17 protein-coding genes are annotated in these 17,358 nt (G+C 65.9%); 12 read left to right on the top strand and 5 right to left on the bottom strand.

Features of this window, described 5'->3' with window-relative positions; all coding sequences use genetic code 11:
- The first annotated feature begins 284 nt into the window (after positions 1-284).
- The 3 genes from BST28156_RS13305 (at position 285) to BST28156_RS13315 (ending at position 1,587) form a co-directional block, all read left to right on the top strand.
- Positions 285-752 carry a SymE family type I addiction module toxin gene (locus BST28156_RS13305; protein ID WP_244131475.1) on the top strand — a complete coding sequence of 156 codons (468 nt, stop codon included), beginning with the start codon at positions 285-287 and terminating at the stop codon, positions 750-752.
- Positions 753-904: 152 nt separating this feature from the next.
- Complete coding sequence (locus BST28156_RS13310; protein WP_174902401.1) at positions 905-1,270, top strand: type II toxin-antitoxin system RelE/ParE family toxin; 366 nt, start codon at positions 905-907, stop codon at positions 1,268-1,270.
- Positions 1,267-1,587: a helix-turn-helix domain-containing protein gene (locus BST28156_RS13315; protein ID WP_174902402.1), complete on the top strand. Its 321-nt coding sequence runs from the start codon at positions 1,267-1,269 to the stop codon at positions 1,585-1,587. The genes BST28156_RS13310 and BST28156_RS13315 overlap by 4 nt, the downstream gene beginning before the upstream one ends.
- A 57-nt stretch (positions 1,588-1,644) precedes the next feature.
- On the opposite strand, the gene BST28156_RS13320 is transcribed toward BST28156_RS13315, so the two are convergent.
- Positions 1,645-2,049, bottom strand: a complete 405-nt coding sequence (locus BST28156_RS13320; protein WP_174902403.1) for a peptide ABC transporter ATPase — start codon at positions 2,047-2,049, stop codon at positions 1,645-1,647.
- Positions 2,050-2,476: 427 nt separating this feature from the next.
- Between BST28156_RS13320 and BST28156_RS13325 the strand changes: the two genes are divergently transcribed.
- The 3 genes from BST28156_RS13325 to BST28156_RS13335 all read left to right on the top strand — a co-directional run bounded on the left by BST28156_RS13325 (position 2,477) and on the right by BST28156_RS13335 (position 4,219).
- The gene (locus tag BST28156_RS13325; protein ID WP_060247309.1) at positions 2,477-2,866 is read left to right on the top strand and encodes a fucose-binding lectin II; all 390 of its coding nucleotides are present in this window, start codon (positions 2,477-2,479) and stop codon (positions 2,864-2,866) included.
- A 263-nt stretch (positions 2,867-3,129) separates the two neighbouring features.
- Entirely contained in the window at positions 3,130-3,864 is a 735-nt protein-coding gene (locus tag BST28156_RS13330; protein WP_174902477.1) for a fucose-binding lectin II, read from the top strand.
- A gap of 112 nt (positions 3,865-3,976) precedes the next feature.
- Positions 3,977-4,219, top strand: coding sequence for a hypothetical protein (locus BST28156_RS13335; RefSeq protein WP_174902404.1), 243 nt, complete (start codon positions 3,977-3,979; stop codon positions 4,217-4,219).
- Between the two features lie 57 nt (positions 4,220-4,276).
- On the opposite strand, the gene BST28156_RS13340 is transcribed toward BST28156_RS13335, so the two are convergent.
- Positions 4,277-7,612, bottom strand: a complete 3,336-nt coding sequence (locus BST28156_RS13340; RefSeq protein ID WP_254596375.1) for an autotransporter outer membrane beta-barrel domain-containing protein — start codon at positions 7,610-7,612, stop codon at positions 4,277-4,279.
- Positions 7,613-8,033: 421 nt separating this feature from the next.
- Between BST28156_RS13340 and BST28156_RS13345 the strand changes: the two genes are divergently transcribed.
- Positions 8,034-8,891, top strand: coding sequence for a mechanosensitive ion channel family protein (locus BST28156_RS13345; RefSeq protein ID WP_174902405.1), 858 nt, complete (start codon positions 8,034-8,036; stop codon positions 8,889-8,891).
- 49 nt (positions 8,892-8,940) lie between these two features.
- Here BST28156_RS13345 and BST28156_RS13350 read toward each other — a convergent pair whose 3' ends face one another.
- The 3 genes from BST28156_RS13350 to BST28156_RS13360 all read right to left on the bottom strand — a co-directional run bounded on the left by BST28156_RS13350 (position 8,941) and on the right by BST28156_RS13360 (position 12,331).
- The gene (locus tag BST28156_RS13350; protein WP_174902406.1) at positions 8,941-10,074 is read right to left on the bottom strand and encodes a branched-chain amino acid ABC transporter substrate-binding protein; all 1,134 of its coding nucleotides are present in this window, start codon (positions 10,072-10,074) and stop codon (positions 8,941-8,943) included.
- A gap of 82 nt (positions 10,075-10,156) precedes the next feature.
- Complete coding sequence (gene ocd, locus BST28156_RS13355) at positions 10,157-11,233, bottom strand: ornithine cyclodeaminase (RefSeq protein ID WP_174902407.1); 1,077 nt, start codon at positions 11,231-11,233, stop codon at positions 10,157-10,159.
- Positions 11,234-11,293: 60 nt separating this feature from the next.
- A complete protein-coding gene (locus tag BST28156_RS13360; protein WP_174902408.1) occupies positions 11,294-12,331 on the bottom strand; it encodes a histone deacetylase family protein in 1,038 nt (345 codons plus the stop codon).
- Between the two features lie 116 nt (positions 12,332-12,447).
- On the opposite strand from BST28156_RS13360, the gene BST28156_RS13365 reads away from it, so the two are divergent.
- The 5 genes from BST28156_RS13365 (at position 12,448) to dbpA (ending at position 17,340) form a co-directional block, all read left to right on the top strand.
- Positions 12,448-12,936, top strand: coding sequence for an Lrp/AsnC family transcriptional regulator (locus tag BST28156_RS13365; RefSeq protein WP_174902409.1), 489 nt, complete (start codon positions 12,448-12,450; stop codon positions 12,934-12,936).
- Positions 12,937-13,006: 70 nt separating this feature from the next.
- Positions 13,007-13,294 carry a hypothetical protein gene (locus tag BST28156_RS13370; protein WP_174902410.1) on the top strand — a complete coding sequence of 96 codons (288 nt, stop codon included), beginning with the start codon at positions 13,007-13,009 and terminating at the stop codon, positions 13,292-13,294.
- 528 nt (positions 13,295-13,822) lie between these two features.
- The gene (gene mqo, locus BST28156_RS13375) at positions 13,823-15,466 is read left to right on the top strand and encodes a malate dehydrogenase (quinone) (protein ID WP_174902411.1); all 1,644 of its coding nucleotides are present in this window, start codon (positions 13,823-13,825) and stop codon (positions 15,464-15,466) included.
- Between the two features lie 280 nt (positions 15,467-15,746).
- Entirely contained in the window at positions 15,747-15,944 is a 198-nt protein-coding gene (locus BST28156_RS13380) for a hypothetical protein (RefSeq protein ID WP_009693032.1), read from the top strand.
- Between the two features lies 1 nt (position 15,945).
- Entirely contained in the window at positions 15,946-17,340 is a 1,395-nt protein-coding gene (gene dbpA, locus BST28156_RS13385) for an ATP-dependent RNA helicase DbpA (protein ID WP_060246480.1), read from the top strand.
- The last annotated feature ends 18 nt before the right edge of the window (positions 17,341-17,358 follow it).

A 17,358-nucleotide genomic window follows, 5' to 3' on the forward strand; every position in this document is an offset into this window, starting at 1 on the left:
TCGGAGAGCGATTTACGCAGGCGCGTGGATAACGCGTTGTTCAACCGCCTCGCCCACAAAAATGCGGACAGGTTCTGACAACCCCGAATGCGCGGCGGAAAGCGGCGACGGAATCCGTGAGGTATCGTTTCCCGCACACCGACCCCGCGAATACCCGACGCATTCGATGCACGACACCTCTGCCGAACGGCCAACGTTGCTACAAACGCACATAACGGCAACCAAAGGCCCGCGTCATGCCGCTAAAGTGGTAACGCGTTTGCACGCGAATGCAGGACATCGCAATGTTCGACCGTGACGATGCCTCGCTCGACATTCGCCGCGTAAACGGCGCGACCCGCAGGTGCACCACCACCTGCGGGTCGCTGACCACCACCAACTCAACACAGGAGTTCGTCATGGCTGACGCGCATCATAACGTACCGACGCTGTTCCCCGATCGCTTCGTAACCATTCAGGAGTCTTTTCGATATCGCCGACACATCCCTCGCGTCAGGTTCCAGGACAGGAAGCCGCCCGTCAAGTATCCGTGGATGAAACTGTCCGGCCGATGGATCGAGGACGCGGGTTTCGAACCCGCCCAACGTGTGCGGATCGAGGTGACAATCGGACGGCTGGTCATCACGCCGATCGACGAAAGAGACTGTGACCATTTCGGACGTGACGGCTTTCCTGTCGTCGATGCCGCGACGGGCTTGACGCGCCGTCGACGGCCGGCGACGAAGGCAGCGGATCGCACCCGTTCCTGCTGATCACATGCCCCGACGGCGCGCAGTCGTGTTGTCGGGGTTCGATGTATCGGGTCAGCGAGTACCCGATCTCCCCGTCAGACTGCGCGCTGACATATCCCGAGCGACAGCAACAATCACGACGCACACAACCCATACCCGAACGGATATAATCGATGGAGCAAAAACGGAAATTGCTGTACTGGGAAGGCTCCTCGAAAAAGGATTTCAAGGCGTTTCCAATCGACGTACAGAAGGATATAGGTGTGGCGCTGTTCATCGTCCAGTTGGGCCGGACGCCGGACTCGGCCAAGCCATGGAAAGGATTGGTTTCCGGCGTATACGAGCTGGTGGATGACCACCGGGGCGATGCGTTCCGGGTCGTCTATATCGTGCAAGTAGGCGATGCGGTACACGTCCTTCACGCGTTCCAGAAGAAGTCGCGGTCCGGCATCGCCACGCCGCAGCCGGACGTGGAACTGATCAAGAAACGGTTGAAAGCAGTCCTTGCCCGCCATGGGCGGGCCGGAGATAACGAATGAATCGCAAGGACCATCCGCAGGGCACCGACAACGTACTGCTGGATCTGGGCTTCGACGACGGGCCTGAACTATCGGCCAAGGCCGCCCTCGCGCTCAAGCTCAACGAGCTGATCGATCAGCGCGGCCTGAGCCAGACCGAAACGGCGGCGATCACCGGCATGACGCAGCCGAAGGTGTCCCAGGTGCGCCGCTACAAGCTGCAAAACATTTCGCTGGAGCGACTGATGCATGCGCTGGTATCGCTGGGCCAACATGTGGAAATCGTCGTGCAACCCGCGCGACGCACACGAACGGCAGGCATCACGGTCGCGGCATGACGCCCGCGACCGGTCCGCTCGAAGCCCGCCGAATCGCTCCGACGCGCGGCGCGCGGCTTACGGACGCGACAGCACCAGCACGCGCCCGCCGACGCGATAAAGCTTGAGCCAGCCCGTATCGGCCGTGAACCGCAGCTGCTGCAACGGGAAATCGAAGCCGGCCTGCCCGGCCGCGCTGACCACCGCGTCGGCGATCCAGCGAATCAGCGCCTTCCCCTCCTCGGTCGTCTGGTGGCCGTTCTGCACGCCGTAGAAATAACGATTGCCGGCGTTGACCTCGTTCTGCAGCTGCATCCAGTGTCCGGGCAGACCCGGCAAGGTCCGGAACAGATCGGCGACCCGCTGCGTCGTCAATCCGCGCGCCCACAGCGCGCCGTTGACAGCCGGTCGCGCGAGGTTGTGGCGATCCGCTTCCTGAGCCTGGCTTTTGATGTCGCCTTTCAAAACATCGGGTTTCGTCATCACGCATTCCTCATGGTTGACCCGGCGCGGGCCGGGTAAATGAAAGAAGCTGCCGGAAATCGACGCGGACGCGCACTTGCCTTCGCCACCGTCTGCGCCCATCGAACGATACGCTCAATCGGGCGATTCATCACATGAATATATGGTGTCGCACCACCGGGTTTTCGGGACGCGGCCATGCCGTCGCGTACTATTCCGAAAGCCGCAACGCACATCGATATAGTTTCCAGAATACATCGTAAATAACCAGATTAAGTTTGATTCATTGAATCAAGCCACATTGATTTTCAATTTACTGAACAATAACCATTCTTCATAGAATATTTTTCCATTTATTTTTTGACATGCTTTTCAAACCGCGTTTCAAACAGCAAATGTTTGCGCAACGCGGCGAGACGCCTCAACCACTGTTCTTCAGGAGGAAAGCATGGCCGACTCTCAAACGTCCTCGAATCGCGCCGGCGAATTTTCGATTCCGCCGAATACCGATTTCCGCGCGATTTTCTTCGCGAATGCCGCCGAGCAGCAGCACATCAAGCTGTTTATCGGCGACAGCACCGAACCCGCCGCATATCACAAGCTGACCACGCGCGACGGCCCGCGCGAAGCCACGCTGAATTCCGGCAACGGCAAGATCCGCTTCGAGATCACGGTGAACGGCAAGCCGTCCGCCACCGACGCGCGACTCGCGCCGATCAACGGCAAGAAATCGGACGGTTCGCCGTTCACGGTGAACTTCGGAATCGTCGTGTCGGAAGACGGCCACGACAGCGACTACAACGACGGCATCGTCGTGCTCCAGTGGCCGATCGGCTGATCGAACGATTCATCGACAGCCGCCGCCCCGCTGCCGGTATCGCGGGTCGGCGGCTTCGTCATCCGACGAGGCCATCCATCGACGGCAGACCGGGTGCGGCACGTCCCGCGCCACGACCGATATCGCAACGGCGACGGGGCCAACCATACGTTGCGAATTCGCGGCATGCCCGCTGCAGTCCCACGCTGTGCTCCCCGCGCGACAGCGGCGAGAACCGCTCGCCGGCCGCGCGATGGGAGACATTCCATCATGACGAGGACGACATGTCACAACCGTTTACCCATGACGATCTGTACGCACTACTGCAACTCGCCGGCAACGACGCTACCGCCGTGCAGTCGAACGGCGACCAGGCGGTACTCGACCGGATGCGCCAGTTCATGACCGCGCAGCTCGTCGAAAAACTGCCGCAGTACGATGTCTTCGTCGACATCGCGACCGTCCCGTACAGCTTCGACGTCGGCAGCTGGCAAAACAAGGTGAAAACCGATGCAGCGGGACAGGTCGTCGCCTGCACGGTCACGTGGGCCGGCGCGCCCGGCGTGCTGCCCGGCGCTGCGGCAAAGTTCGGCGTCGGTGCGGTCGTCAATTACTTTTCGAAAGCGACGCCCCAGCCCACGCCGACGAATCCCGCGACGACCGGCGGCGGCGAACGCGACGGCGTCTTCAACCTGCCGCCCAACATCGCGTTCGGCGTGACGGCGCTCGTCAATTCGTCGGCACAGCAGACGATCGAGGTCTTTGTCGACGACAACCCGAAGCCGGCCGCGACGTTTCAGGGCGCCGGCACGCAGGATGCGAACCTGAACACGCAGATCGTGAACTCCGGCAAGGGGAAGGTGCGTGTGGTCGTGACGGCAAACGGCAAGCCGTCGAAGATCGGCTCGCGTCAGGTCGACATCTTCAAGAAGACGTACTTTGGGCTGGTCGGCTCGGAGGACGGTGCGGACGGCGACTATAACGACGGCATCGCGATCCTGAACTGGCCGCTCGGCTGACGGCGTCGCCGTCGCCGCGAGGGCAATCGCCGGACGCCGTTTCGCCCGGCGCTTGCCGTCGTCGTCCCCGACGCCGGTCGAGGGCACCGCAAACCCGCTCGAGAAGCACCGGATGGACAGTCTGAAACAACACGTCGTCGCACACGCACCCGGCACGCCGGGCGAGCACAGCGACATCGCCGCGCGTCTGCTGACCTCGACGGGCGCGGCATGCGCCGCCGTCGTGACGATCGATCCGCATGGCAACGGCGGATACGGCGTCGCCGGGTCGCTCGAAGTTCAGCTGCTCATGCCGGACCTGCTCGAACAGGTCGCGCGGGCGTTGCGCTCGCAATTGACCGGATCGGTTCAGTGATCGATCGTTTGTGCATGTCGCTGCGGCCGATCGAACGACGCCTCGCCGCCGTCGACGTCACCACGCCCAGCGCACGCCCGCATTCCCGGTAATCGTGCGCTGGTGCTCGCCGCCGAGGTTCGTCAGGTAGCTGACCGTCGCATACACGCTGCCGCGCTTCGTCAGCTGCGCGACGAGCCCCGCGCCGATCTGTCCGGCCGTCTGGCCGACCTGCGTGCCGATCGCGGTCGTGCCGCCGAACGTCGTCTTGTCGTCCGAGCCGAACGAGCGCAGCACGTTCAGCCGCAGGTACGGCTTCCAGCTCACGCCGTTCGCATCGAACGCATATTGCAGCCGTGCGCCGACCCGCCCGAGGAACGTGTTGCCGTTGTTCCAGGTGACGTCCGACACGCCGTCGTTGAACCTGCCCAGCGACAGCCACTGCCACACCAGTTGCGCCTGCGGCTCCAGCGTCAGCCCGGCGCCCAGCGCGACCGGGAAGCCGGCTTCCACGGAACCCGTGAACGCATTGCCGTCCGTCGAACCGTTCACGTTGTCGTTCGAACGGGTGCGCACCGTGAGCGCGCTGCCCATCACCACCGCATCCGTGTACCAGCCGCCCGGACCGATGTGCGTCCAATAGCCGCCGAGGTTGTACGCGTTGACCTGCAGCGAACCCACACCCAGGTCCTGCTGTGCGAGTGCGAAGCCGTTCACGTCGCCCACCGCGCGCGAGAAGCCGACGAAGAAGCCGTAGTGATTGCGGTGACCGCCGGCGGTGGTGTCCGCATACAGATCCTGCCCGACCTGCATCCCCCACACCGTACCGTCGAACGACGGCGTCACATCGCCCTTCTGCTTGATGTCGCCATGGCCGTCCCACATCCGTGCCCAGGACGCGGGCACCGAACCGTTCTCCGCCAGCAGCCCCTGTTCGCCCTGGCGATCGTGGAAGGTATCGATCTGCAGCAATCCGAGCTGCCGTGCGACGGCCGGCGCTTCTGCATACAACGGCACTTCGGGGCGGTACACAGGTTCGGACGTGCCGCCCGTGCCCGCATTATCCACGGCCTCGACGATCGATTCGGGCGTACCTTCGGCCGGCGTGATCGGCGGTTCGGCCGGCGGCGTCGGCTGACCCGGCTGCACGACCGGCGGCACCGGCTTCGGCGGCACCGTATTGCGCAGATACCAGCTTTCGCCGGTACCGTTCGATGCGCCGCCCTTCGCGAGGAAATACGTATAGGCGCCCGCGCTGACCGATCCGCCCGACAGCGAAAACGCGCTCGCCCCCGTCGTCGCACCATTCGTCGCCTGCACGACCTGGATGCCGTCGGCCACCGTCTGCGCGCCCGTGCCGCCGACGTTCGTCACCTTCAGCGTGCTCGCCCCGCTCGCCGTCCCGCCGCTGACGATCAGCTTGTCCGACGGTGCGCCGTCGCCGGCGAGCGTCGTGTTCAAGGCGATCGTCGCGTTTTGACCGACGTAGTTGCCGGCGACCGTCAGCGTGTTGCCCACGCCGCTGCCGCCCAGTTGCACGAGACCCGCATTGGTCAGGTTGCCGTCGATCCGGAAATTGCCGGTCGCGCCGCTCGCGAGGCTCGCGAGCGCATTCGCGACCGAGATCGTGCCGTTGTTCGTCACGTTGCCCGTCACGCTGCCGTAGCCGCCGAGCGTCGCGCCCGCGGCGATCGCCACCGGCCCGCCGCCGCCCAGCGCCGCCGAGGCGCTCGTGCCGTCGCCGACGATCACGGTGCCCGCGTTCACGTTCGTCCCGCCCGCGTAGCTGTTCGAGCCGTTCAACGTCAGCGTGCCGCTGCCGAGCTTCGTCAGCGAACCGGCGCCCGAGATGTTCTGCGCGATCGTCGAGTCGAACCCCTGCGTATCGATCGTGCCGTTGTTCGCCGTGATCGACACTGCACGGCTCGCCGCGAGGTCGAACGCGCTGCCGAGCTGCAGCGTGCCGCCGTTGAAAGTCAGTGTTCCAGACGAAGCGCCGAGCGCATTGTCCGCTGCCACCGACAGCGCGCCTTGCGTGATCGTCGTCCCGCCCGCATACGTGTTTCCGCCTGCAGCGGACGGCGCGAGCGTCAGCGTGCCCGCGCCCGTCTTCTCCACGGCGGCCGCCCCGCCGATCGTGCCCGTGTAAGTGCCGGCACTGTCCTGCTGAAAGCGCACGAGTCCATTGTCGGTCACCGACAACGGCAGATTCGACGCATTCGCCTGCAGCGTCGCGCCCGCATTGACCGTGGCCACGACCGACGCCGTCGTCGTGCCGAGCGTGCCGGTCAGGTTCAGCGTGCCGCTCTGCACGAGCGCGGTCGAGAACGTGCCGGTGCCGGCCCACGTCCAGTCGGTGCCGGCCATCGTCAGGCTCTGGAAGTTCGTGAATGCGTTCGACGCCGTGCCCGTGCCCTGCAGCGTCACGGTATTCGTCCCCGCGCCACCGTTGGCTGCACCGACGATCTGTGAACCGGTCTGCAGGATCAGCGTCACGTTGCCGTTGCCGCCCTGGATCGCGGTGCCGCCACCGCCCTGGATCAGCCCTGCGTTGGTGATCGTCGTCGCACCGTTGGTCGAGCGCACGCCGATCCCGTTGTTGCTGACGATCCGGCCGCCGGCCTGGTTCGTGATCGTCGCGGTAAACGAGCTGCCGAGCGTGTTCGACACGACCGCGTCGACGCTGCCGCCGCTCGTCGCGGTGCCGGTGGTCTGGATCGTGCCGCCGTTGACCAGCGTGTCGTTGTTGCCCTGCATGTAGACGGCCGGCGCGTCCCTGCCGTTCGACGTCAGCGTGCCGCTGTTGGCGATCGTGCCGTTGCCGCCGAGCAGCGACGCCGCACGCGCGTTGTTGCCGGACGTCGTCACGGTGCCGGTGTTGACGATCTGGTTGCCCGACGCGCCCGGATTGCTCTGCCCCCACGCGGCCGTCATCCCGTACGAATTGTTGCCGGTGGTCGTGATCGTGCCGTTGTTGACGAGCGTATTGTTGTTGCCGTTCGCGGCCATCCCGTCGTTGTACGCGCCCGTCGTCGAGATCGTGCCGGTTGCGCCGTTGGTGAGCGTGTTGCCGTTGTTCACGCCGAGCAGCGCCGCGCCGCGGTTCGCTACACCCGTGCCGTTGCCGGACATCGACACGCTGCCGTTGTTGGTGATCGCACTCGACGTGTCGACGGAGAACGGCGTCGGCGTGGCGGTCAGCACATAGCTGCCCGTCATGGTCGAATCGAGATTGATCGTCACGTTGGTGCTGCCGGTCGCGGCCACGACCGACGGTGCGTTCGCGCCGGAACACGTGACCGTCGTTCCGCTGCCCGGCGCGGTGGCCGAACATCCCGCATGGGCGCCCACCGGCATCGCGCCGGTCAGGATCGCCACCCCACCCCAACCCAGGTTCCACGCATTGCTTTTCATTTTCCGCTCGCAATATTGGTGACGTTATTGCAGCAAATCAGTGCGTGGTTCGGGTTATATCACCCATCCCGAAATAATCGCAAGCATCGATACCGTAATCTCGGCAACTGGCGCAGTTTTCATATCCGACCGGAAAATAATCGGGAAACCGAACGGCTCCGATATCAAACGCACGTTTAAGGCGTAACCCCCGGGACACGGAGAAGTCAAATCGGTCCAATTTGCCGATTTATCCGGGAGATTTTCAGGCTGTAACGATCACACGCCGAACATTCCGGAAAATCTGACGGCTTCGGTCAACGAGAACGACGCGCCACGAACCGCCACCCGTTTCGAGATCGACGCTCCCGCACGCCGTGTACAGTCGAGAGCTCGCGGCGCACACGCACCGCCTGCTTCGTCACATAACCGGAACCCCGTCATGTTTCTCGATCACATTCATTCGGAGCGCTGGACCTTCCTGTGGAATGCGCTCTCCACCTTCTCGCTGCGGCTCGGCGCCGGCCTCGGGCTGCTCGTCGCCGGCTGGTGGCTGTCGAAGCGCGTCGGCAACTGGCTGAGCCGCCTGCTCGCGAACAAGGAACGCGTCGACGACACGCTGCGGCCGATCCTCTGCGACGTGGCCGTGTGGGGCATCCGCATCGTCGCGATCGTCGGCGCGCTGTCGCAGCTCGGCATCGAAACCGCGAGCATCGTCGCGGTACTCGGCGCGGCCGGCCTCGCGATCGGGCTCGCGCTGCAAGGCACGATGCAGAACATCGCGGCCGGCATCATGCTGCTCCTGCTGCGGCCGTTCAAGGTCGGCGACTATATCGACGGCGGCACGGGTGTCGCGGGTACGGTCGATGAAGTCGGACTGTTCATGACGCGCCTGACGAAGCCCGACGGCATCTGCGAGTACGTGCCGAACAGCGCGCTGTGGGGCAGCGCGATCCGCAACTACACGCGCAATCCGACGCGCCGCCTCGATCTCGAAGTCGAGATCTCCGTGCACGACGACATCGATCGCGCGCTCGACGCGCTGCGCCAGCTGGCGCTCGCCGATCCCGACGTGCTGCGCGAACCGGAGCCGGACGCGATGGTGATGCGCTTCGACGACAGCACCGCGATCGCGAACGTGCGCGTGTGGACGCACACCGACAAGTTCTGGGCGATGCGCTGGCGCCTCGCGCGACAAGCACGCAAGGCGCTCGCGGACGCCGACTGCACGCTGCCGATCCGCACGCGCGAGCTGCACATCGTGCACGACGCGGAGCATCCGCGCAGCCGCGCGCTGTAGGCGGCGGCGCCCCGCGAGACGAGCGTCGTGTCGCGGCGCGCCTGCCGCGTCACATCCTCACGATATCGAGCAGCGACTTCTTGCCGCCCTTGTACGTGAACACCGAGATCACGCCGTGCTTCAGGTCGCCCTGCGGCGTGAAGCTCGTCTCGCCGATCACGCCGCGATAGTCGGTGGCCGGCATCGCGGCCAGCACCTTCGCCGGATTCGTCGAATTCGCGCGCTTCATCGCGTCGACGATGATGTAGACGGCGTCGTACGAGAACGGCGCATACACCTGCATCGGCTGGTGGTAGCGCGCTTCGTAGCGCTTCACGAACGCCGCGCCGCCCGGCATCTTCTCGAGCGCCATGCCGGCCTCCGAGCACACGACGTTGTCGCCGGCCGGGCCCGCAAGCTTCGGCAGGTCGGTCGAGCACACGCCGTCGCCGGCGAGGATCTTCGCGCGCACGCCGAGCTGCCGCGCCTGCTTCGCGAGCGGGCCGCCGGTCGCGTCCATGCCGCCGTACATGATCGCGTCCGGGTTCTCGCCCTTGATCTTCGTGAGGATCGCGCGGAAGTCGATCGCCTTGTCGTTGGTCGCGTCGCGCGACACGATCCGGATGCCGGCGGCCTTCGCAGCCTTTTCGAACTCGGTCGCGAGGCCCTGCCCGTATGCGGTCGAATCGTCCACCACGGCCACCGTCCGGATGCCCATGCTCTTTGCCGCATAGCTGGCGAGCGCGGGACCCTGCTGCGCGTCGGTCGCGACGACGCGGTACGTCGTCTTGAAGCCCTGCTGCGTATACATCGGGTTGGTCGCCGCCTGCGAGATCTGCACGATGCCGCCGTCGCTGTACACGCGCGACGCGGGGATCGACGTGCCCGAGTTGTGATGGCCGACGACACCGACGACCTTGTCGTCGACGAGCCGCTGCGCGACCTGCGTCGCGGTGCGCGGATCGCCCGCGTCGTCCTGTGCGTCGAGCTGGAGCGTGACCTTTTTGCCGCCGATCACGAGCCCCTTTGCATTGATTTCCTCGACCGCGAGCCGCGCGCCGTTCTCGCTGTCCTTGCCCAGGTGCGCGATCGAGCCGGTCAGCGGCGCGACGTGGCCGATGCGCACGACCTCGTCCGCGTGTGCGGACAGCGAGCCCGTCAGCGCGATTGCGGCGGCCAGCGCCGTCATCCGGTATCGATTCATGTTCGTCTCCTGATCAATCCTGTGCGTCCCGTGCAATGCGGGACAGGTTGCATGTCGTGGTTCGAAGGCACTACCCTGACGCTCAATGGCGCAGCGCCGCCAGTACCGCATCGGCGGTCGCGACCGGCACCGCGCGAACGTCGCCGCCCGTCGCGACGCCGTACAGGTCCTTCGGGTCGCGCGGTGCGGGAATCAGCTCGAGCTCGCGGCCGATGTCGCGCTCGCGCGCCGCCGCGTTCAGGTAGCGCAGCGCCGAAAAATCCTCGAGCGCGAAGCCGACCGAATCGAACACCGTCACCTGCTCATCCGATTCGCGGCCGGGCGCGGCGCCCGACACGATTCGCGCGAATTCGACGACCGGAAAATCCGCCGGCATCTGCTGGATATCGCCTTCGATGCGCGTCTGCGGCTCGTATTCGACGACGACGCGCGCACGCCGCAGCACGTCCGCATGCAGCTCGGTCTTGCCCGGACAGTCGCCGCCGACCGCGTTGACGTGCATGCCGTCCTCGATCATGTCCGGCGTCAGGATCGTCGCGTTGGTCTTGTCGGCGGTAACCGTCGTCACGATGTCCGCGCCGCGCACCGCGTCCGCCGCCGATGCGCTGCGGATCACGCGCAGCCCCGTGAACGGCGCGAGGTTGCGCACCAGCTTGTCGGTCGCGGCGGGATCGATGTCGAATACGCGCAGCTCGTCGATGCCGAGCATCCGGTGAAACGCGATCGCCTGGAATTCGCTCTGCGCGCCGTTGCCGATCAGCGCCATCGAACGCGCATCGGCGCGCGCGAGAAAGCGCGCGACCAGCGCGGACGTCGCCGCCGTGCGGATCGCCGTCGTCAGCGTCATCTCGCTGAGCAGCAGCGGATAGCCGGTGTCGACGTCGGCCAGCACGCCGAACGCCATCACGGTCAGCAGGTCGGCCTTCGTGTTCTTCGGATGGCCGTTCACGTACTTGAACGCATACAGCCGCGCGTCCGACGCCGGCATCAGCTCGATCACGCCGTCGGTCGAATGACTGGCGACGCGCGCGGTCTTCTCGAACGTATCCCAGCGCCGGTAGTCCTGCTCGATATACGAGGCCATCGTCGTCAGGATCTGCGTCATCCCGACTTCGGCCACGAGCGTCGACACGCTCGTCACATCCAGGTATCGCGTCATGCCCTTGCTCCACGATTGCGGCGGCCCCCGGGCCGCGGTTGAAACGGTCGGCGCCGCGCGTTACGCGCGCCCCTCGAATCCCAGCAGCACATTGACCGCATTGATGCCGATCTCATCGACCATGTAGCCGCCTTCCATCACGAACAGCGTCGGCAGCTTCAGGCGCGCGAGCGCCTCGCCGATGCGCAGGTAATCGGGCGAGCGCAGCCGGAAGTGGCTGATCGGGTCGTGCTCGAACGTGTCCACGCCGAGCGACACGACGAGCAGCTCGGGTGCATGGGCGGCGATCGCGGCCGTCGCGCGGCCGAGCGCTTCGTCGTACTCGGCCCACTGCGTACCCTTCGGCAGCGGCAGGTTCAGGTTGAAGCCTTCGCCCGCGCCCGCGCCACGTTCGTCCGCATAGCCGGAGAAGTACGGATACGACACCGGCGGCTCGCCGTGGATCGATGCGAACAGCACGTCGGAACGGTCGTAGAAGATGTCCTGCGTGCCGTTGCCGTGATGGAAATCGACGTCGAGCACGGCGACGCGCGCCGCGCCTCGCGCGATCGCGTACTGCGCCGCGATCGCCGCATTGTTCAGGTAGCAGTAGCCGCCCATGTACTCGCGGCCCGCGTGGTGGCCGGGCGGACGGCACAGCGCGAAGGCCGCGCGCGCGCCGCCGTTCGACAGCAGGTCGGCACCCGTCAGCGCCGAGTTCGCGCTCGCGCTGACCGCGTCCCAGGTGCCGGCGTTGATCGGTGCGCCGGCGTCCATCGCGTAGAAGCCGAGCTTGCCGTCGATGAACGCGGGCGGCGTCGCGGCGGCCGGCATCGCGCGCACCGGCCATACGAGCGGCAGCGCCTGGCAGCTGCGGCCGGTCGCGCTCCATTCGTCCCACGCGCCGGCGAGGAAATCGACATAGCGCGTACTGTGCGCGGCCGCGTAGCACGCGCGGTCGAACGACTTCGGCGCGATCACGTCGCCGAGGCCGGCGGCGCGCACCTGCGCGAGCACCGTTTCGGCGCGAAGCGGATTTTCGAACGATTCGGTGATCGCGCCGTCCTTCAGTTCGACGCCGCGATGCAGTCGGTGATCGCTGCTGTAGACCGTGAGCATGGTTGACCGTTGCGATGAGAGGTGGCAACAGTTTATTGACGGCGCCCGGCAATAGCTTTGCTTTTCGCTTGCGCGTTTCGTACACTTTTGAGAAAACCGCCTACGGAATCTCGAAAATGAGCAAAAATCGCGCTTCGGTGGAACTGGACGGCGTCGACCGGGCGATGCTGCGGCTGTTGCAGGACGACGGCGCGCTGTCGAACGCGACGCTCGGCGAGAAGCTGTCGCTGAGCGTCACGCCGTGCTGGCGGCGGCGCAAGCGGCTCGAGGACGAGCACGTGATCACCGGCTACCAGGCGAATCTCGACCGGCGCGCGCTCGGGATGAACGTGTTCGCATTCGTGCAGGTCACGTTCAACATGCATTCGGGCCAGGATTCCGATCACTTCGAGGACGTGATCCGGCGTCACGACGAAGTGCTGTCGTGCCACAAGATCACCGGCGCGGCCGATTACATCCTGCAGGTCGTCGCGTCCGATCTCGATGCGTATGCGGAATTCGTCGAGCGCGTGTTGCGCAAGCAGGCGGGCGTGTCGTCGATCCAGTCGAGCCTCGCGCTGCGCGAAGTGAAGTTCTCGTCGCGCGTGCCGGTGCCGGAAGCGTGAAGCCGGCATTAAGGCGAACACGCAGGCGCATCGTCCGACTCCCCGCACTCATCCCATGGAGCACTACCCTATGAAACGTTTCACCCGTTCCATGCCGCTGGCCGCCGCGATCGCATGCGTGTCGGCATTGAGCGCCTGCGCGACGCAGCCGGCTGCGCCGGATCCATCGTCCGCGCAAGTCGCGCCGCCGCGTGCAGGCGGCGATCGCGACGCGCACGGCTGTATCGGCTCGGCCGGCTATGCATGGTGCGAAGCGACCGGGCAATGCGAGCGTCCGTGGGAACTCGCGAAGCAGAAGGGTTTTGCGAATTCCGCGCAGGCCTACGAGCAGTTCTGCCGGAACGGCGCCACGCAGTAACGCGACCTCACGCGATCGCGTCGCGGTGCAACGCCGCGGCACGGCATGACGCCCGAGCCGACCGCAGTTATCCACAATTCCGCCGGTTCCGGCGAGCCGCATTCCGGAAACCCGGACACGCAAAAAACCCTACAAAAACAAGGGCGAAATTCGTTTGCGACACAGCAATCGAGTTCGGTTATATTACGCGCCCCTTGCCACCCGGGCCCCCGCAAACGCGGCGCGCGCGGCGCTTTCCGGCACGGCCTGAAGCGTCGTCCTGTCGGGCTTTCCACGCGGGCCTGCGCGGATTGCGCGCGATCGCGGCGGCGGCGACCGCAGGCGTGCATCGAACCGATCCGAAGGTGTCCTTTACATCGATTCCGTGTGCGCAAATGCGACACCGGCCTGCGCCGATCCGGAATTCCGGATTCGCGTTCCGGATCGCCGGAAGCGCGGTCGGCCCGGCCGGTGCACGCACTGCCGGCATCGCGTCGGCCTTCGGGCGGCGTGGCAAATCGATGCATCCAAGTTGAAAAAGGTTCTGCTGTGATCAAAACGTTACGGGTAATCCTGTCGGGGCTCGCATTCTGCGTAGCCGCGTCGTCCGCGCATGCGGCCGACACGAAGAAGGTCGACGTCCTGCTGGTGGGCGGCGGCATCATGAGTTCGACGCTCGGCGTCTGGCTGCACGAGCTGCAGCCGGACTGGTCGATGACGATGGTCGAGCGGCTCGACGGCGTCGCGCTCGAAAGCTCGAACGGCTGGAACAACGCGGGCACCGGCCACTCGGCGCTCGCCGAGCTGAACTACACGCCGGAAAAGGCGGATGGCAGGATCGACATCTCGAAGGCGATCGAGATCAACGAGTCGTTCCAGATCTCGCGCCAGTTCTGGGCATGGCAGGTCCGCCAGGGCGTGCTGAAGAACCCGCACTCGTTCATCAACTCGACGCCGCACATGAGCTTCGTGTGGGGCGACGACAATGCGCGCTTCCTGAAGAAGCGCTACGAAGCGCTGCAGGCGAGCCCGCTGTTCCGCGGCATGCAGTATTCGGAAGACTACGACCAGATCAGGCAGTGGGTGCCGCTGATGATGGAAGGCCGCGACCGCAAGCAGAAGGTCGCCGCGACGTGGACCCCGATCGGCACCGACGTGAACTTCGGCGAGATCACGCGCCAGTTCGTCGGCTACCTGCAGCGCCAGCCGAACTTCACGCTGTCGCTGTCGAGCGAAGTGCGCGGCATCACGCGCAACGCGGACGGCACGTGGCACGTGTCGTGGGTCAAGCTGCATTCGAATGAAGCACCGCAGGCCGTCGACGCGAAGTTCGTGTTCATCGGCGCGGGCGGCGGCGCGCTGCGTCTGCTGCAGGCGTCGGGCATTCCCGAGGCGAAGGACTACGGCGCATTCCCGGTCGGCGGCTCGTTCCTCGTGACGGACAACCCCGAGGTCGTGAAGCGGCACCTCGCGAAGGCGTACGGCAAGGCGTCGGTCGGCTCGCCGCCGATGTCGGTGCCGCACCTCGACACGCGCATCATCGACGGCAAGAAGATCATCCTGTTCGGGCCGTTCGCGACGTTCTCGACCAAGTTCCTGAAGAACGGCTCGTATTTCGACCTCGCGAAGAGCACCAACACGCACAACGTGATGCCGATGATGCGCGTCGGCATCGACGAATTCCCGCTCGTCGAGTATCTCGCGGGCCAGCTGATGCTGTCCGACAACGACCGCTTCAACGCGCTGAAGGAATACTTCCCGAACGCAAAGCAGGAAGACTGGCGCCTGTGGCAGGCCGGCCAGCGCGTGCAGATCATCAAGCGCGACCCGGTGAAGGGCGGCGTGCTGAAGCTCGGCACCGAGATCGTCAGCTCGCAGGACGGCAGCATCGCGGGCCTGCTCGGCGCATCGCCGGGCGCATCGACGGCCGCGCCGATCATGCTGAACCTGATGCAGAAGGTGTTCAAGGACAAGGTCGCGACGCCCGACTGGCAGCAGAAGATCCGCCAGATCGTGCCGAGCTACGGCACGAAGCTGAACGACAGCCCGGCGAAAGTGTATGAGGAATGGGTGTACACGAGCGACGTGCTGCAGCTCGCGCCGCCGCCGAAGATCGACGTCGACGCGCCGTCGCAGGCGACCGGCGCGCAAGCCGTCCGGCCCGCGAAGGCATCGGCCGACATGGCGCTGTAACCCGGCGCAGGCCGCTGCGCCGCGCAATACGGCCGCTCTCCGGAGCGGCCGTTTTTCGTTGCGGGCGCGCGCGACGACGCCCGCACCGGCCGTCGCCTCCCGCTTCCGCTAGAATTGCGGCACGCGCGACCCCGTCGCCGCCCGATCCACCCTCCGTATCGGCGCCGCCGCACCACCACGCGGCCGCCGGCGCGGCCCGCGCCCGAACCGCGCGAGCGCCGCACGCCATGGCCGCGCCCGCCCGGGTGCGCCATCAACCGAATCAAGCTGGAGAACGACCGTGTTTACCTGCCGAAACCAGAGCTGCGGTACGCAGTGGGCGACGTCCGACGTCGTCATCAAGGACGAAGGCCAGGGCCTGCTGTTCCGCTGCCCGCTGTGCGGCGCGCGCAATTATCTCGAGCGCTTCGAAGACGACGAAGGCAATGTCGTCTACGAGCAGATGGCAGGCCGCCCCTACCTCGGAGACCTGTCCTGACATGAGCCAGCCGACGCCTACTCCCTTCAGCGCGCTGCCGCTGACGCCCGCCGCGCTCGCCAATCTCGCTCAGCTCGGCTACGTCGACATGACGCCGATCCAGGCCGCGAGCCTGCCGATCGCGCTCGCCGGCCACGACCTGATCGCGCAGGCGAAGACGGGTAGCGGCAAGACCGCCGCGTTCTCGCTCGCGCTGCTGGCGCGCCTCGACACGCGCCGCTTCGACGTGCAGGCGATGGTGCTGTGCCCGACGCGCGAACTCGCGGACCAGGTCGCGCAGGAAGTGCGCCGCCTTGCGCGCGCCGAGGAAAACGTGAAAGTGCTGACGCTGTGCGGCGGCACGCCGATGCGTCCGCAGGCGCAGAGCCTCGAGCACGGCGCGCACATCGTGGTCGGCACGCCGGGCCGCATCATGGATCACCTCGATCGCGGCAACCTCACGCTCGATGCGCTGAATACGCTGGTGCTCGACGAAGCCGACCGGATGCTCGACATGGGCTTCTTCGACGACATCGCGAAAGTCGCGCGCCTGTGCCCGCCGACGCGCCAGACGCTGCTGTTCTCGGCGACCTATCCGGACGGCATCGCGAAGCTGAGCCAGCAGTTCCTGCGCAACCCGAAGGAAGTGAAGCTCGAAGAGCGCCACGACGACAGCAAGATCCGCCAGCGCTTCTACGAAGTGACCGAGACCGAGCGGCTGCATGCGGTCGGCCAGTTGCTGAATCACTACCGGCCGGTCAGCACGATTGCGTTCTGCAACACGAAGCAGCAGTGCCGCGATCTGCTCGACGTGCTGCACGCGCAGGGCTTTCATGCGCTTGCGCTGCACGGCGAGCTCGACCAGCGCGAGCGCGACCAGGTGCTGATCCAGTTCGCGAACCGCAGCTGCTCGGTGCTCGTCGCGACCGACGTCGCCGCGCGCGGGCTCGACATCGCGCAGCTCGAAGCGGTGATCAACGTCGACGTGACGCCCGACCCCGAGGTGCACGTGCACCGCATCGGCCGCACCGGCCGCGCCGATCAGGAAGGCTGGGCGCTGAGCCTCGCGAGCATGGACGAGATGGGGCGCGTCGGCGCGATCGAGCAGGCGCAGAAGCGCGACGTCGAATGGCATCCGCTCGCCGAGCTGAAGCCGGCCAGCGACCAGACGCTGCTGCCGCCGATGGAAACGCTGCAGATCCTCGGCGGTCGCAAGGACAAGATCCGCCCGGGCGACGTGCTCGGCGCGCTGACCGGCGATGCGGGCTTCAGCGGGTCGCAGATCGGCAAGATCAACGTGACCGAGTTCTCGACCTACGTCGCGGTCGAGCGCGGCATCGCGCACGATGCGCTGCGCAAGCTCAACGCGGGGAAGATCAAGGGCAAGCGCGTGAAGGTCCGGCTGATGGACGAATGACGCCGACGCGCGCCGTAT

Source organism: Burkholderia pseudomultivorans (genome assembly GCF_902499075.1).
Lineage (GTDB): Bacteria > Pseudomonadota > Gammaproteobacteria > Burkholderiales > Burkholderiaceae > Burkholderia > Burkholderia pseudomultivorans.

Bases quoted from the DNA above. Each gene is read 5' to 3' on its own strand.
- BST28156_RS13305 (WP_244131475.1), top strand. From the start codon at position 285: ATGTTCGACCGTGACGATGCCTCGCTCGACATTCGCCGCGTAAACGGC.
- BST28156_RS13310 (WP_174902401.1), top strand. From the start codon at position 905: ATGGAGCAAAAACGGAAATTGCTGTACTGGGAAGGCTCCTCGAAAAAG.
- BST28156_RS13315 (WP_174902402.1), top strand. From the start codon at position 1,267: ATGAATCGCAAGGACCATCCGCAGGGCACCGACAACGTACTGCTGGAT.
- BST28156_RS13320 (WP_174902403.1), bottom strand. From the start codon at position 2,049: ATGACGAAACCCGATGTTTTGAAAGGCGACATCAAAAGCCAGGCTCAG.
- BST28156_RS13325 (WP_060247309.1), top strand. From the start codon at position 2,477: ATGGCCGACTCTCAAACGTCCTCGAATCGCGCCGGCGAATTTTCGATT.
- BST28156_RS13330 (WP_174902477.1), top strand. From the start codon at position 3,130: ATGTCACAACCGTTTACCCATGACGATCTGTACGCACTACTGCAACTC.
- BST28156_RS13335 (WP_174902404.1), top strand. From the start codon at position 3,977: ATGGACAGTCTGAAACAACACGTCGTCGCACACGCACCCGGCACGCCG.
- BST28156_RS13340 (WP_254596375.1), bottom strand. From the start codon at position 7,612: ATGAAAAGCAATGCGTGGAACCTGGGTTGGGGTGGGGTGGCGATCCTG.
- BST28156_RS13345 (WP_174902405.1), top strand. From the start codon at position 8,034: ATGTTTCTCGATCACATTCATTCGGAGCGCTGGACCTTCCTGTGGAAT.
- BST28156_RS13350 (WP_174902406.1), bottom strand. From the start codon at position 10,074: ATGAATCGATACCGGATGACGGCGCTGGCCGCCGCAATCGCGCTGACG.
- ocd (WP_174902407.1), bottom strand. From the start codon at position 11,233: ATGACGCGATACCTGGATGTGACGAGCGTGTCGACGCTCGTGGCCGAA.
- BST28156_RS13360 (WP_174902408.1), bottom strand. From the start codon at position 12,331: ATGCTCACGGTCTACAGCAGCGATCACCGACTGCATCGCGGCGTCGAA.
- BST28156_RS13365 (WP_174902409.1), top strand. From the start codon at position 12,448: ATGAGCAAAAATCGCGCTTCGGTGGAACTGGACGGCGTCGACCGGGCG.
- BST28156_RS13370 (WP_174902410.1), top strand. From the start codon at position 13,007: ATGAAACGTTTCACCCGTTCCATGCCGCTGGCCGCCGCGATCGCATGC.
- dbpA (WP_060246480.1), top strand. From the start codon at position 15,946: ATGAGCCAGCCGACGCCTACTCCCTTCAGCGCGCTGCCGCTGACGCCC.